General features: G+C 62.2%; 15 protein-coding genes and 2 tRNA genes. 14 read left to right on the top strand and 3 right to left on the bottom strand.

Annotated features, from left to right (window positions below):
• Positions 1-35 precede the first annotated feature (35 nt).
• Positions 36-109, top strand: a tRNA-Gly gene (locus tag ACYQ3M_RS01445).
• A 6-nt stretch (positions 110-115) separates the two neighbouring features.
• Here ACYQ3M_RS01445 and ACYQ3M_RS01440 read toward each other — a convergent pair.
• Complete coding sequence (locus tag ACYQ3M_RS01440; RefSeq protein WP_460034259.1) at positions 116-379, bottom strand: zinc ribbon domain-containing protein; 264 nt, start codon at positions 377-379, stop codon at positions 116-118.
• Between the two features lie 81 nt (positions 380-460).
• Between ACYQ3M_RS01440 and ACYQ3M_RS01435 the strand changes: the two genes are divergently transcribed.
• On the top strand, positions 461-1,039 hold the full coding sequence (locus ACYQ3M_RS01435) for an RNA ligase partner protein (RefSeq protein WP_460034258.1): 579 nt from the start codon (positions 461-463) through the stop codon (positions 1,037-1,039).
• Here the strand turns inward: ACYQ3M_RS01435 and ACYQ3M_RS01430 are convergent.
• Together ACYQ3M_RS01430 and ettA are read right to left on the bottom strand one after the other, a co-directional pair.
• A complete protein-coding gene (locus tag ACYQ3M_RS01430; RefSeq protein ID WP_460034257.1) occupies positions 1,036-2,151 on the bottom strand; it encodes an RNA ligase in 1,116 nt (371 codons plus the stop codon). The two genes, ACYQ3M_RS01435 and ACYQ3M_RS01430, sit on opposite strands and share 4 nt — an antisense overlap.
• Complete coding sequence (gene ettA, locus ACYQ3M_RS01425; protein ID WP_460034256.1) at positions 2,152-3,819, bottom strand: energy-dependent translational throttle protein EttA; 1,668 nt, start codon at positions 3,817-3,819, stop codon at positions 2,152-2,154. It lies immediately after the preceding gene.
• A gap of 107 nt (positions 3,820-3,926) precedes the next feature.
• Here ettA and glyA point away from each other — a divergent pair, with 107 nt between their 5' ends.
• From glyA to nusA, 12 genes are all read left to right on the top strand, one after another.
• Positions 3,927-5,183, top strand: coding sequence for a serine hydroxymethyltransferase (gene glyA / locus ACYQ3M_RS01420; protein ID WP_460034255.1), 1,257 nt, complete (start codon positions 3,927-3,929; stop codon positions 5,181-5,183).
• Positions 5,184-5,205: 22 nt separating this feature from the next.
• Entirely contained in the window at positions 5,206-5,658 is a 453-nt protein-coding gene (gene nrdR, locus ACYQ3M_RS01415) for a transcriptional regulator NrdR (protein ID WP_460034254.1), read from the top strand.
• Between the two features lie 7 nt (positions 5,659-5,665).
• Positions 5,666-6,766, top strand: a complete 1,101-nt coding sequence (gene ribD / locus ACYQ3M_RS01410) for a bifunctional diaminohydroxyphosphoribosylaminopyrimidine deaminase/5-amino-6-(5-phosphoribosylamino)uracil reductase RibD (RefSeq protein ID WP_460034253.1) — start codon at positions 5,666-5,668, stop codon at positions 6,764-6,766.
• On the top strand, positions 6,767-7,378 hold the full coding sequence (locus ACYQ3M_RS01405; protein WP_460034252.1) for a riboflavin synthase: 612 nt from the start codon (positions 6,767-6,769) through the stop codon (positions 7,376-7,378).
• An 18-nt stretch (positions 7,379-7,396) separates the two neighbouring features.
• Positions 7,397-8,497: a bifunctional 3,4-dihydroxy-2-butanone-4-phosphate synthase/GTP cyclohydrolase II gene (ribBA, locus tag ACYQ3M_RS01400; protein WP_460034251.1), complete on the top strand. Its 1,101-nt coding sequence runs from the start codon at positions 7,397-7,399 to the stop codon at positions 8,495-8,497.
• 7 nt (positions 8,498-8,504) lie between these two features.
• Entirely contained in the window at positions 8,505-8,981 is a 477-nt protein-coding gene (ribH, locus tag ACYQ3M_RS01395) for a 6,7-dimethyl-8-ribityllumazine synthase (protein WP_460034250.1), read from the top strand.
• Positions 8,978-9,433, top strand: a complete 456-nt coding sequence (nusB, locus tag ACYQ3M_RS01390; RefSeq protein ID WP_460034249.1) for a transcription antitermination factor NusB — start codon at positions 8,978-8,980, stop codon at positions 9,431-9,433. Before ribH ends, nusB begins: the two co-directional genes overlap by 4 nt.
• Positions 9,434-9,437: 4 nt before the next feature.
• Entirely contained in the window at positions 9,438-10,382 is a 945-nt protein-coding gene (thiL, locus tag ACYQ3M_RS01385) for a thiamine-phosphate kinase (RefSeq protein ID WP_460034248.1), read from the top strand.
• Complete coding sequence (locus tag ACYQ3M_RS01380; RefSeq protein WP_460034247.1) at positions 10,379-10,849, top strand: phosphatidylglycerophosphatase A family protein; 471 nt, start codon at positions 10,379-10,381, stop codon at positions 10,847-10,849. The genes thiL and ACYQ3M_RS01380 overlap by 4 nt, the downstream gene beginning before the upstream one ends.
• A gap of 84 nt (positions 10,850-10,933) precedes the next feature.
• A tRNA-Met gene (locus ACYQ3M_RS01375) sits at positions 10,934-11,010 on the top strand.
• 91 nt (positions 11,011-11,101) lie between these two features.
• On the top strand, positions 11,102-11,578 hold the full coding sequence (rimP, locus tag ACYQ3M_RS01370; protein ID WP_460034246.1) for a ribosome maturation factor RimP: 477 nt from the start codon (positions 11,102-11,104) through the stop codon (positions 11,576-11,578).
• Positions 11,579-11,585: 7 nt separating this feature from the next.
• On the top strand, positions 11,586-13,088 hold the full coding sequence (nusA, locus tag ACYQ3M_RS01365) for a transcription termination factor NusA (protein ID WP_460034245.1): 1,503 nt from the start codon (positions 11,586-11,588) through the stop codon (positions 13,086-13,088).

Genomic DNA, 13,088 nt, shown 5'->3' with positions numbered 1-13,088 from the left:
ATCCGCCGCGCGGCTATAATGGTCCATCGCTTAAGGCGGGTGTAGTTCAATGGTAGAACATCAGCTTCCCAAGCTGAGAACGTGGGTTCGATTCCCATCACCCGCTCCAGTCCTCTCAGTCTAAGGCGCAAACGCCGCTGCCGCACCCCGCCATCCCGCACGTCCCCGCTCCGCACGGTTCCGGGTTCTTGAGGCTGGCGCTGGAGATCACGTTGCCTCCGGTAATCAGCTTTTCCACCGGCGCCTCTTCCGGCGTATCGCCTGGGTCGATTCCGGCCAGGCGGCACAGCTCCCCCCAGGTCTTGACGGTCTCTCCCATCCCGTGACGGACCTCTACGATCCTCTGATTGGTTCGGCAAAGATAATCGTAAGTCGGCATAAACCCTCCCGATCGAGTATAGTTGGACTTTCAGGATATATAACGGCTTGCTCCCTTAAATACAAGCGGCAAGGTAAAGTTATGGACAATTTCGTCCTCGACACCAGCCTCTTCACCAACCCTGAAGTCTACACCCAGTTTGGCGAATCGCCGCGGGTGGCGATGGAGGCGTTTTTGGATCTGGCGCGCCGCAGCCGGGCCAGATTTTACATGCCCAGCTCGGTTTATGAGGAGCTGTGCTTAGTCAAAAAAGGCGAGGTGCCGCCGGAATTTGAGGCGGTGGTTAGGATCCGTTCGCCGCGCCGGTTTAACTTGCAGGTGCCGGCGGGGATTTTGTACGAGTTCATCGAAGAAGTGCGCGCGCGCATCGACCGGGGCTTAAGGATCGCCGAGGAGCACGCCAAGATGGTAGGGGGCGGGGCGCAGTCGGAGGAGGTGGGCAAGGTCATCAACCGCCTGCGCGGCCGCTACCGCGAGGCCTTAAGGCAGGGGATCATCGACAGCCGCGAAGACATGGACGTTTTGCTTTTAGCCTACGAGCTCGACGGAATTTTGCTGTCGGCGGATGAGGGCCTGCGCACCTGGGCCGACAAGGTGGGGGTGATGCTCGTGCACCCGGAGCATTTGCTCCAGATCCTCGAAAAGCTGGTGGAGGGCTAATCGTAAACCATCTTTCCGGCCAAAAGGTCGCCGAGCATTCCGGTCAGGGCCGGATAGACGCGCTCGAACTCTAGCTGCCAGTAGCCATCCTCCCTGCGCAGGTCGCGGAGGAGGATCTGGACGTGGCGGCTGGCGTGCCTGAGGTGGTCGAGCAGCAATTCTGCGTTTTCCTTGTGCCGGAAGCGGCAGCGGAAACGGGTGCTGACGTGGTGGGTGGCGCGGTAGCACTGCATCGCAGCGCGCAGGCCGTCGAGGAAGGCGCCGCCTAAGGCTTGTTTCAGCTCGGAAGTGGCGGGGAGGGCGTGCTCCTCGACGAACAGAGCCAGGCGCAGCAGGCGGTTGATGAAGTACTCCGGCGGCAACTCCAGGAGATTGTCGCTGCTTGCCCGGATGTCGTCGATGTTGCTGTGGCCGGTGACGTATTTGGCGCGGTGGTCGCGCGGCGAGTCCTCCTTAAGCACCAGCCCTTCGCGCCATTCTTCGTGGAGCTTTAAGATCAAGGCGCGTAAGTCTTCGATTTGGTCGGGCTGAAAATAGCCGTATAAGGGAACGGCGGGAAGATCGAACCGCTTTATCTGCGCCTGCTTGGCGCGCGCGGGCAAGAATCCCGGCTGACCTTGGGTCATCAGGTCAAAGACAAACAGCTTGACGTCTTTGGAGATGAACGGCGGGCTGCTTTCTAGATAAGGGTTGTCGGGGCCGGCGACCTCGGCGCAGACGACCTGCCGCGGCTCTTTCTGGAAGATTTCAAGCGGCATCAGGTCCGCCAGGCGATCGGTGGTGAACGGGCAGACGAATCCGCCGCGCGTCAAGGCCACGAGCTGGCCTTGGATTTGGGTGATGCGGACGTTGTAGCCGTTGATCTTCTCCTCGGCCCAGAAAGGCGCCCTAAAATGCGCCCGGATCCCGGCCTCGAGCGCGAACACGCGGCCGATGTGGGGGTAGCCGAAGACCACCGTCTCGCCGAATACCGCCGTGCCGCGCGGGATGTGTTGAAAGTCGTCGGTGTAGTGCCAGTAGTCTAGGCCCTTGAAGGTTTTGCGCTGGGCCCGGCCCTGGCGCTGCGCCTCGGGCAGCCGGCTGAGCGCGTAAGCGGCATCGACGGCAGGCATCTACCGGTCCAGGCGCTTGTACTTGATCCGGTGCGGGCGGTCGGCTTCTTCGCCCAGGCGACGTCTGCGGTCGGCCTCGTAGTCGGCGTAGTTGCCCTCGAACCAGACCACTCGGCTGTCGCCCTCGAAAGCCAGGATGTGGGTCGCGATCCGGTCCAGGAACCAGCGGTCGTGGGAGATCACCACCGCGCACCCGGGGAAGGCTAAAAGCGCCTCTTCCAGCGCCCTCAAGGTTTCCACGTCTAGGTCGTTGGTGGGCTCGTCGAGCAGCAACACGTTACCGCCCGATTTTAAGAGCTTGGCCAGATGCACCCGGTTGCGTTCGCCCCCGGACAAATCTTTGATCCGTTTTTGCTGGTCTGGACCTTTGAAGTTGAATCGGCCAACGTAAGCGCGCGAGGGCGTTTTGTAATTGCCCACCTCGATCACGTCCAGACCGCCGGAGATTTCCTCCCATACGGTTTTCTCGGGATCGAGCGTGTCGCGGCTCTGATCGACGTAGGCCAGTTTGACCGTTTCGCCGATGCGGATGGTGCCGGCGTCGGGAGTCTCTTGGCCGACGATCATCCGAAACAGGGTGGTTTTGCCGGCGCCGTTGGGACCGATGACTCCGACGATGCCGCCGGGCGGCAGGGTAAAGCTTAGGTCGTCGATGAGGAGCTTATCGCCGTAAGCTTTTCTAAGATGCTCGGCCTCGATCACCCGATCCCCCAGGCGCGGTCCGGGAGGAATATAGATCTCGCGGGTCTCGGAGCGCTTTTGGAATTCCTGCGCGGCAAGTTCCTCGAAGTGTTTAAGGCGCGCCTTGGATTTGGCGTGGCGGCCTTTGGGGGAGCTTCGCACCCATTCGAGCTCGGCCTGCATCGCTTTGATGCGGGCGCTTTCCTGCTTTTCCTCGAGCTCAAGGCGTCTTTCCTTCTGCTCCAGCCAAGAGGAATAGTTACCCTGCCAGGGGATGCCGTGGCCGCGGTCCAGCTCCAAAATCCAGCCGGCGACGTTGTCGAGGAAATAGCGGTCGTGGGTGACCGCGATCACGGTGCCCGGGTATTCTTGCAGGTAACGTTCCAGCCAGGCCACCGATTCGGCGTCCAGGTGGTTGGTGGGCTCGTCTAGAAGCAACATATCGGGCTTGGACAAAAGCAGCCGGCACAAAGCCACGCGCCGTTTCTCGCCGCCGGATAGGTGAGCGGTTTTGGCGTCCCAATCCGGCAGCCTGAGGGCATCGGCCGCGATTTCCAGTTTTCGCTCAAGGTTCCAGCCGTCGTGGGCGTCGATCGTGGCTTGAAGTTCGGCTTGTTCGGCAAGGAGCTGCTCAAAATCGGCGCTTGGATCGGCAAACGCCGCGCTGACCTCTTCAAAGCGCCTAAGCGCCGCCACCACCTCGGCGACGCCTTCCTCGACCACCTCGCGCACGGTCTTGTTCGGGTCGAGTACCGGCTCTTGGGGAAGATAGCCGATGCGGATGCCGGGCATGGGCCTGGCCTCGCCTTCGTAGTCTTGGTCCACGCCGGCCATGATCCGAAGCAGGGTGGATTTGCCCGAGCCGTTAAGGCCTAAAACGCCGATCTTGGCGCCGGGAAAGAAGGACAGGGAAATGTCTTTGAGGATGGTGCGATTGGGTGGCACGATCTTGCTCACCCGATGCATGGTGTAGATGTATTGAGCCATAAAAACGCAAGCGCATGGGGTTTAACCTTAAAGGCATTGTACCCGATTTTGCTGGCCGTTGCGGCAGTCCGAGCTTAAAATGGCAACACGATGGTAAGGAGGTGAATATGTTCAGCAAGGGGATGGAGATTGCCGGCTTCGACGACGAGCTTTGGGAAGCGATCCAAGGCGAGCTCAAGCGCCAGGAGGACCACGTCGAGTTGATCGCGTCGGAAAACTACGCCAGTCCCAGGGTTCTCCAGGCGCAGGGGACGGTGCTTACCAACAAGTACGCCGAAGGCTACCCGGGCAAGCGTTATTACGGCGGCTGCGAGTACGTGGATGGGGTCGAGCGGCTCGCCATCGAGCGCGCCAAGGCCTTGTTCGGGGCCCACTACGCCAACGTCCAGCCGCATTCCGGCTCGCAGGCCAACCAGGCGGTTTTTCTGGCGCTGCTTGAGCCTGGCGACACGGTTTTGGGGATGAGTCTGGCCCACGGCGGCCACTTGACCCACGGCGCCAAGGTCAATTTTTCTGGCAAATTGTTCCGCGCTGTGCAGTACGGCGTTCGCCTCGATACCGGGGAGATCGACTACGAGCAGGTCGAGGAGTTGGCCCGAGAGCATCGCCCCAAGCTGATCGTGGCCGGATTTTCCGCCTATTCCCGGGTAGTGGACTGGCAGCGGTTTCGGGATATCGCCGATGCCGTGGGTGCGTTTTTGTTGGTGGATATGGCGCACGTGGCAGGACTGGTCGCGGCGGGGTTGTACCCTAATCCCGTGCCAATCGCCGACGTGGTCACTTCCACCACCCACAAGACCTTGCGCGGACCCCGCGGCGGGCTGATCCTGGCCAAGGCCAATCCGGAGATCGAGAAAAAGCTCAGCGCCATGGTTTTCCCGGGGATTCAGGGCGGTCCCTTAATGCACGTGATCGCCGCCAAGGCGGTGGCGTTCAAAGAGGCGATGACGGCGGAGTTTCGCGACTATCAGCGGCAGGTGGTGGAGAACGCCCGCGCCATGGCTGCCGCCTTCATCGAACGGGGCTACAAAGTCGTCTCCGGCGGCACCGACAACCATCTGCTGCTGGTCGATCTTTCATCCCAAGGGCTGACCGGCAAGCAGGCCGAAGAAACCTTAGGAAAAGCCCACATCACCGTCAACAAAAACGCGGTGCCGAACGACCCTCAGCCGCCGTTTGTCACCAGCGGCATCCGGGTCGGCACGCCGGCGGTGACCACCCGTGGGTTTGGAGCTAAGGAGTGCCGAGAGCTGGCCGGGTGGATGTGCGATGTGCTCGACGACATCGACAGCGAGCCGGTGATCGAGCAGGTCAGAGAGCAGGTGGTGCAACTGTGCCGGCGGTTTCCGGTCTATGGCGGTTGAGCCCAAAGTTTCTTAAAGATCGATGCATTGTCCGTTTTGCAGCGCCCCGGATACGCGGGTGGTCGACTCGCGCCTGACCCCCGACGGCAAGGTGCGGCGGCGGCGCGAGTGCCCCGACTGCCACGAACGCTTCACTACTTACGAGACGGCGGAACTCTCCTTGCCCTGGGTGGTCAAGCGCGACGGCCGCCGCGAACCTTTCGACGAGGGCAAGCTCCGCGCCGGGCTCATGCGCGCCCTGGAGAAACGCCCCGTGGCGAGCGAGCGCGTGGAAGCCGTTGTCCAACGCCTCAAGCAGGCGCTGTTGCGCCGCGGAGAGCGCGAGGTGGCTTCGCGCCAGATCGGGGAGATGGTGATGGAGGAGCTCAAGGGCCTAGATCGCGTCGCCTACGTGCGGTTTGCCTCGGTGTATCGGAGTTTCGAAGACCTCAGCGAATTCCGTAAGGTCATCGAAGGCTTAGAACGCGGTGGTTGAGGGTAAAATGAGCGATTGCCCCGCCGATTTTGCCTATATGGCCAGGGCGTTGGCCTTGGCCAGGCGCGGCCTGTATACCACCGACCCCAATCCCCGGGTCGGGTGCGTTTTGGTGCGGGAGGGGAAAATCGTCGGCGAAGGCTGGCACGCCTTTGCCGGCGGTCCCCACGCCGAGATCCAGGCGCTCGAAGCCGCCGGAGAGAAAGCGCGCGGCGCGGACTGTTACGTCACCTTGGAGCCTTGTTGCCACTATGGGCGCACGCCGCCGTGCACCGAGGCGCTGATCCGGGCCGGCGTCCGGCGGGCGGTGGTGGCCATGATCGACCCCAATCCTAAAGTCGCTGGCCAAGGCTTGGCGCGCTTGCAGGCGGCGGGGATCGAGACCCTCTGTGGGGTGTTGGAAGAAGCGGCGCAGGCGCTCAACCGCGGGTTTTGCCGACGCATGCGGAGTGGGCGGCCGTGGGTCACGGCCAAGCTCGCCGCCAGCCTAGACGGGCGCACCGCCACGGCGCGCGGCGAGAGCCGCTGGATTAGCTCGGAGGCGGCAAGGCGCGATGTTCACGCCTTGCGCGCGGCAAGCTCGGCGATCCTCACCGGGATCGGCACCGTGCTCAAGGACGATCCGGCTTTAACCGCGCGCCTGGAGACGGGGGAGGCCGTGCTTCAGCCGCTGCGGGTGGTAGTGGATTCAAAGCTGAACATGCCGCCTACGGCCCGCATGCTCGGCTTGCCTGGCCGGACCTTGGTGGCCACCGTGTGCGAAGACGCGGCCCGGCGTTTGGAGCTGGAGCGCGCGGGGGCAGAGGTCGTGGTTTTGCCTGCGGACGCTGCCGGCCGGGTGGATTTGGTCGCGCTGCTTGAGATCTTAGGCCGGCGCGAGGTCAATGAAGTGCTCGTGGAAGCCGGCCCCGTTCTCAACGGGGCGCTGGCGCAGGCGAATCTGGTCGACGAGTGGGTGGTGTATTTAGCGCCCAGTCTGCTCGGCGATGAAGGGCGGGGTCTGTTCCATTTGCCCAAGATCCAAACCCTGGCCGAGCGGATTGAGCTGGAGTTTCAAGAGCTTCGCCGGGTCGGCCCCGACCTTCGGCTTCGCTTGCGGAGGAAGTAAATGTTTACCGGGATCGTACAAGCTATAGGCAAGATCGAGGCGCTCGTCCCCCAAGGCGGCGACGTCCGTCTGACGGTGGCCTGCGGCCAGCTCCCGCGGGATGAAATCCGGCTCGGCGACAGCGTTGCGGTGAGCGGCGTCTGCCTGACGGTGGTGGCGCTGACCGGGAGCGGCTTTGCAACCGACGTCTCGCGCGAGACCTTAACGCTTACCACCTTGGGCGAGGCGCGCGTGGGCACCTTGGTCAACCTGGAGCTGGCGATGACGCCGAACACGCGCTTCGGCGGCCACCTCGTCTCTGGTCACGTAGACGGCGTCGGCAAAGTCACCGCGCGTTGGCAAGACGGGCGCTCGGTGCGGCTTCGGATCGAGGCGCCCAAAGAGCTCGCCCGCTACATCGCGACCAAAGGGTCGATCTGTGTGGACGGCGTGAGCCTGACCGTGAACCGGGTGGAAGGCGCGGCGTTCGAAGTCAACGTCATTCCCCATACGCTCGCTGTGACCACTTTGGGGACGACCGGCGTGGGCGCGCGGGTAAATTTGGAAGTGGATCGGATTGCCCGCTATTTGGAGCGCCTGCTGCTTGGGGAGCGGGCGGCTCAAGGCGAGTGAATCTCGGGTCGACAGCGCATGAACACCATCGAGGAAATCATCGAGGAACTGCGCCAAGGACGCATGGTTGTGATCATGGACGACGAATCGCGGGAAAACGAAGGCGATCTGGTCTTGGCCGCTTGCTTTACTAGACCGGAGGACATCAATTTCATGGCCCGCTACGCGCGCGGCCTGATTTGTCTGACCTTGACGCGGGAACGCTGCGAGCGCTTGCGCTTGCCGCTGATGGTGACCGAGAATCGCGCTCCCCATCGGACCAACTTTACCGTCTCCATCGACGCCGCCTCGGGGATCACTACCGGAATCTCCGCCGCCGACCGGGCTCGCACCATCCAGGTGGCGGTCGCGCCCAACGCGCGGCCGGAGGACCTGGTCCAACCCGGGCACGTCTTTCCGCTCATGGCCCATCCCGGCGGAGTCTTAAGCCGCGCCGGGCACACCGAGGCCGGCTGCGACCTGGCGCGGCTGGCCGGACTGCCGCCGGCGGCGGTGATCGTGGAGATCTTAAACGAAGACGGCACCATGGCCAGACGGCCCGAGCTCGAACGGTTCGCCCGCGAGCACGGGCTCAAGATCGGCACCATCGCGGACCTGATCCGCTACCGGCTGGAGCACGAAAAGACCGTCGAGCGCGTCAGCGAATGCCGATTCCCGACCGAGTATGGGGAATTTCGCTTGATCGCGTTTCAGGACAAAGTCGATAATAAACTCCATCTGGCCCTGGTAATGGGGGAGGTGGCCGGCGACGAGCCGGTCCTGGTGCGCGTCCACGCCAGAAACCTCCTGAGCGATCTTTTGGCTTCCAAGCGCGAGCCGAGGATGCCGCTGCGTCTGGCGATGCAGCGCATCGCGGAGGAAAAGCGGGGGGTTTTGGTGGTCATTCGCAACGAAGAGGACACCAGATCGCTTTTGGAGAAGATCCACCGTTACCAGATGCAAGATCACGGGGTCGAGCTGCCTGAGGACCTGCCGACCGAAGATTGGCGCACTACCGGCACCGGCGCGCAGATTCTGGCCGATCTTGGGGTGCACAAGCTGCGCGTGTTGGGAGCGCCGAAGAAGTTCAAGGGTCTGCCGGGCTTTGGCCTGGAAGTGGTCGAATACGTGGAGATTTGAGAAAGCCATGCCGATTCAAACCCTAGAAGGGGAGCTGAACGCCGCCGGGATGCGGTTTTGCCTGGTCGCCTCGCGCTTTAACGGGTTTATCGTCGAACAGCTGCAGCAAGGGGCGATCGATGGTCTGTTGCGCCACGGCGCCGATCCGGCCGCAATCCAGGTGGTCAAGGTGCCGGGAGCGTTTGAAATGCCGCTTGCGATTCAGGCGGTGGCGCAGCGCGGCGGCGTGGACGCGATCATCGCTCTGGCGGCGGTGATTCGCGGGGCGACCAAACATTTCGATTATGTCGCTGGCGAATGCGTCAAAGGCGTGGCCGCGACCATGCTGCAGTATCGCGTGCCGGTGGCGCTGGGCGTTTTGACTTGCGATACCGTCGAGCAGGCCATCGAGCGGGCGGGCACCAAGGCCGGCAACAAAGGCTTCGATGCGGCCTTGACCGCGATCGAGATGGCGGCGCTGTTGCGTCGGTTACAAGCGCCATGAACAAAAAGCCTAAAGCGACTCGCACCGGGGCGCGGCGGCGCGCTTTGCAGGCGCTGTATCAGTGGCAGGTGACGGGTTTCCCGCCGGCCGAGATCGAGCGCCAGTTTGTGGAGGAGCACGACTTAGGCGAGGCGCAACGGGAGTACTTTGCCGAGCTGCTGTACGGGGTGGTCGCGCATCGGGCGACTATCGACGAGGCGTTGGGGCGTTTTGCCGATCGCGCGGTGGAAGAGATCGATCCGATCGAACGGGCGATCTTGAGGCTAGGCGCTTACGAACTGCTCTACCGCAAGGAAATTCCCTACCGCGCGGTGTTAAACGAGGCGATCAACCTGGCCAAAGCGTTTGGGGCCACCCATAAAAGCTACAAGTACGTCAATGGGGTCCTAGACAAGCTCGCCCATCAGGTCCGGGCGGAAGAAATTTCGGGCTTGCAACCGCACTCGGCTTGAATCCTTGGACGAGTTCGATCTCATTCGGCGGTTTTTCACCCGGCCTCCGGGGCTTCAGACCCGCTTAGGGGTGGGCGACGACTGCGCTTTGCTCGTTTCTAGGCCCCATAGGTGCCTTGCGGTCACCGTCGATACCCTGGTCGGCGGGGTGCATTTTTTGCCCGAAATCGATCCGGTAAGCCTGGGTCATCGGGCCTTGGCGGTGACTTTGAGCGATCTGGCGGCCATGGGGGCGGAACCGGCTTGGGCCTTGCTCGCCTTGACCTTGCCTGAGGCCGATGCGGCCTGGCTGGAGGGATTTGCTCAGGGGTTTTTCGCCTTGGCCGAACGCTACCTTGTGGATCTGGTCGGCGGCGACACCAGCTTTGGACCTTTGAGCGTTACCGTCCAGGGCTTGGGCTGGGTGCCCGAGGCGGGGGCGCTGCTGCGGTCGGCGGCGCGCGTTGGGGATTGGATCTGCGTCAGCGGACCGTTGGGGGACGCGGGGCTGGGCTTGAAGATGTGTAAAGGGGAGCTTGCCTGGAGCGACGAGGGCGCCGTCGCGCGCTTCCTGCGGCCTATGCCGCAAGTGGAACTGGGATTGGCGTTGCGGGGATTGGCCCATGCGTGCATCGATGTCTCCGACGGCCTGGCGCAGGATTTGGGGCACATACTGGCGGCCAGCGGGGTCGGGGCGACCCTGGTCTGGGACGATTTGCCGCTGTCGGCGGCGGTTCGCCGCTACATCGACGAGACCGGCGACTGGCGCTTGCCGCTGTGCGCCGGGGACGACTACGAGCTGTGTTTCACCGTGCCTCCCGAGCGGGCTTTGGATTTGGAGCGCGATTTGCAAGAACGCAAGCTCGCATGGCATCGGGTCGGCACGATAGAACCCCAACCGGGGCTGCGCCTGCGCAAAGGAAACCAAGTGCTCGATTTTCCGCCTTTAGGGTATCGCCATTTTCGATGAGAGTTCGGCCGGCGGTTCTCAAATGGTCGCGTCCGGACTACGTCTTGGCGCTAGGGTTTGGGGCAGGGCTCTCGCCGCGGGCGCCTGGGACCGCGGGCGCTTTGGTCGCGGTTCCTTGGTATTGGGGGATGAAATCCATTCATCCGAGCCTGTTTCTGGCCGTCATCGTGTTAGGGCTGGTCGTTGGCGTGTACATCTGCAGCCGGGTCAACCGCGATTTAGGCCGGGACGATCATCCCGCCATCGTCTGGGACGAAATGGTCGGTTACTGGATTGCCATGATCGGGGCGCCGCTGACTTGGCAACACACGCTGGCGGGATTGGTGTTGTTCCGCTTGTTGGATATCGCAAAGCCCGGCCCGATCGCTTGGGTCGAGCGTAAGGCGGGGGGAGGCCTAGGGATAATGCTCGACGACGTACTGGCAGGCGCGTTGGCGGCGGTGATTTTGAACTTTTTGCCGCTTTGACCGACTAATTAGCCAAAAATCGAAGGGGCTTTATGAAGGGCATTGCTAAGTCGGATGCATCTTCGGTATAATTTAAATATTAATCGCGGGGTGGAGCAGTCCGGTAGCTCGTCGGGCTCATAACCCGAAGGTCGCAGGTTCAAATCCTGCCCCCGCAACCAATCTAAGCCCCGTCCATCGGGGCATTTTTTTCGCAAGGAGGCGTGTTAAAACAAGATGGGCCAAGGGCCCATTTTTTGTGGGTGAATGGTTGTGGCTAGAAAAGCGTCTGAGCAGCTGGTTCAATTGCTGGCCCCGGTCATCGCCGGGCTAGGGTATGAGCTGGTCGGCGTAGAGTGGGACAAAAGCTCGCGGGGGCGGATTTTGCGCGTTTATATCGACGCCGAGGACGGAATCACCCTGGCCGATTGCGAGCGAGTCAGCGCTCAGGTCGGCGCGCTTTTGGATGTGGAAGATCCCATCGCCGGGACTTACCTGCTTGAAGTTTCCTCGCCGGGAGTCGATCGCCCGCTGTTTACCCTAGAGCAGTACCGGCGTTTCCTGGGCCATAAGGCGCAGCTTAAGCTCAAGCTGCCGCTTGCAGGCCGGCGCCGCTTCACAGGGGTAATTGCAGAGGTAGAGAACGGTTGGGTGATTTTGGAAAGCGCAGGCGGCAAGACCGCGATTCCATTCGAAAACATCGAGCAAGCCCGATTGGTTCCCGATTACCAAGCGCTTCTGAAAGGGTAAGGACAAAATGACGAATAAAGAGATTTTACGCGTGGTCGATGTGGTTTCCCACGAAAAGGACATCGATAAGGAGGCCATCTTCCAGGCGCTGGAGACAGCGCTGGCCACCGCCACGAGCAAAAAGCACGAAGGTCGGGTCGAGGTGCGGGTCGAGATCGACCGCCAGACCGGCGATTACAAGACGTTTCGCCGCTTCAAAGTGGTCGAACCCGGCAAGCTTCACGACCGCGATCGGGAAATGCCTTTGGACGAGGCCAAAAAGCTCAAACCCGAGGTCAAACCGGGAGACTATATAGAGCAGCCGATCGAATCCATCGCTTTTGGCCGCATTGCGGCGCAGACCGCCAAGCAGGTGATCGTGCAGAAAGTGCGCGAAGCGGAGCGGCGCAAAGTGGTGGAGGCGTACAAGGACCGGATCGGCCAGCTGGTGACCGGTGTGGTCAAACGCGTTGAGCGCGGCAACGTGTATTTGGATTTGGGCGAGAACGCCGAAGCCTTGATCCCGCGTGAGGAGACCATCCCTCACGAATCCTTCCGCATCGGCGACCGGGTACGCGGTTACCTGAAGGAAGTGCGCGAGGAGGGCCGTGGCCCCCAACTGATCGTCAGCCGGACGGCGCCAGAACTTTTGATCGAACTGTTCCGCCTGGAAGTGCCGGAAATCGGCGAGGGCCTGATCGAGGTCAAGGGCGCGGCCAGAGAACCGGGAGTACGGGCCAAAATCGCGGTCAAAAGCCGCGACCCGCGCCTGGATCCGATCGGAGCCTGCATCGGCATGCGTGGCTCCAGGGTGCAAGCGGTTTCGAACGAATTGGCCGGGGAACGCATCGACATCGTGCTGTGGGACGAAAACGACGCCCAGTTTGTGATCAATGCCATGGCGCCCGCCGACATCGTCTCCATCGTCGTGGACGAGGACGCGCACGTCATGGATGTGGCCGTAGCCGATGAGAATCTGTCCCAAGCGATCGGCCGCGGCGGACAGAACGTGCGCCTGGCCAGCCAGCTGACCGGCTGGGAGTTGAACGTGATGTCGGCCTCGGAAATGGAGGCCAAGCACCGCTCTGAAGCCGAGGCGATCAAGCAGGCTTTCATGGCGCAGTTGGACATCGACGAGGAATTGGCGGACGCCCTGGTAGCCGAGGGATTCTCTTCGGTCGAGGAGCTGGCTTATGTGCCGGCCAAAGAGCTCTTGGAGATCGAAGGTTTCAACGAAGAATTGGTGGAAGAGTTGCGCCGCCGTGCGCGCGATGCCTTGCTGCTCAAGGCCATCGCCAGCGAGGAGCAGGCCGAGGTGCAGGCGCCGGAGGCCGAGCTTTTAGAACTTGCAGGGATGGATCGGGGGTTGGCTTATAAACTGGCCGCTGCCGGGGTGCGGACGGTGGAAGACCTGGCCGAGATGGCAGTGGATGAGCTTTTAGAGATCGAGCCTAATTTAGGCAAAGACAAAGCCGCGGAGCTGATTCTCAAGGCCCGCGAGCCTTGGTTTGCGACCGCATCGGGCAGGTGA

The sequence above is a fragment of the Methylothermus subterraneus genome, assembly GCF_054656915.1.
This window is presented reverse-complemented; position numbering and strand designations above follow the sequence as displayed.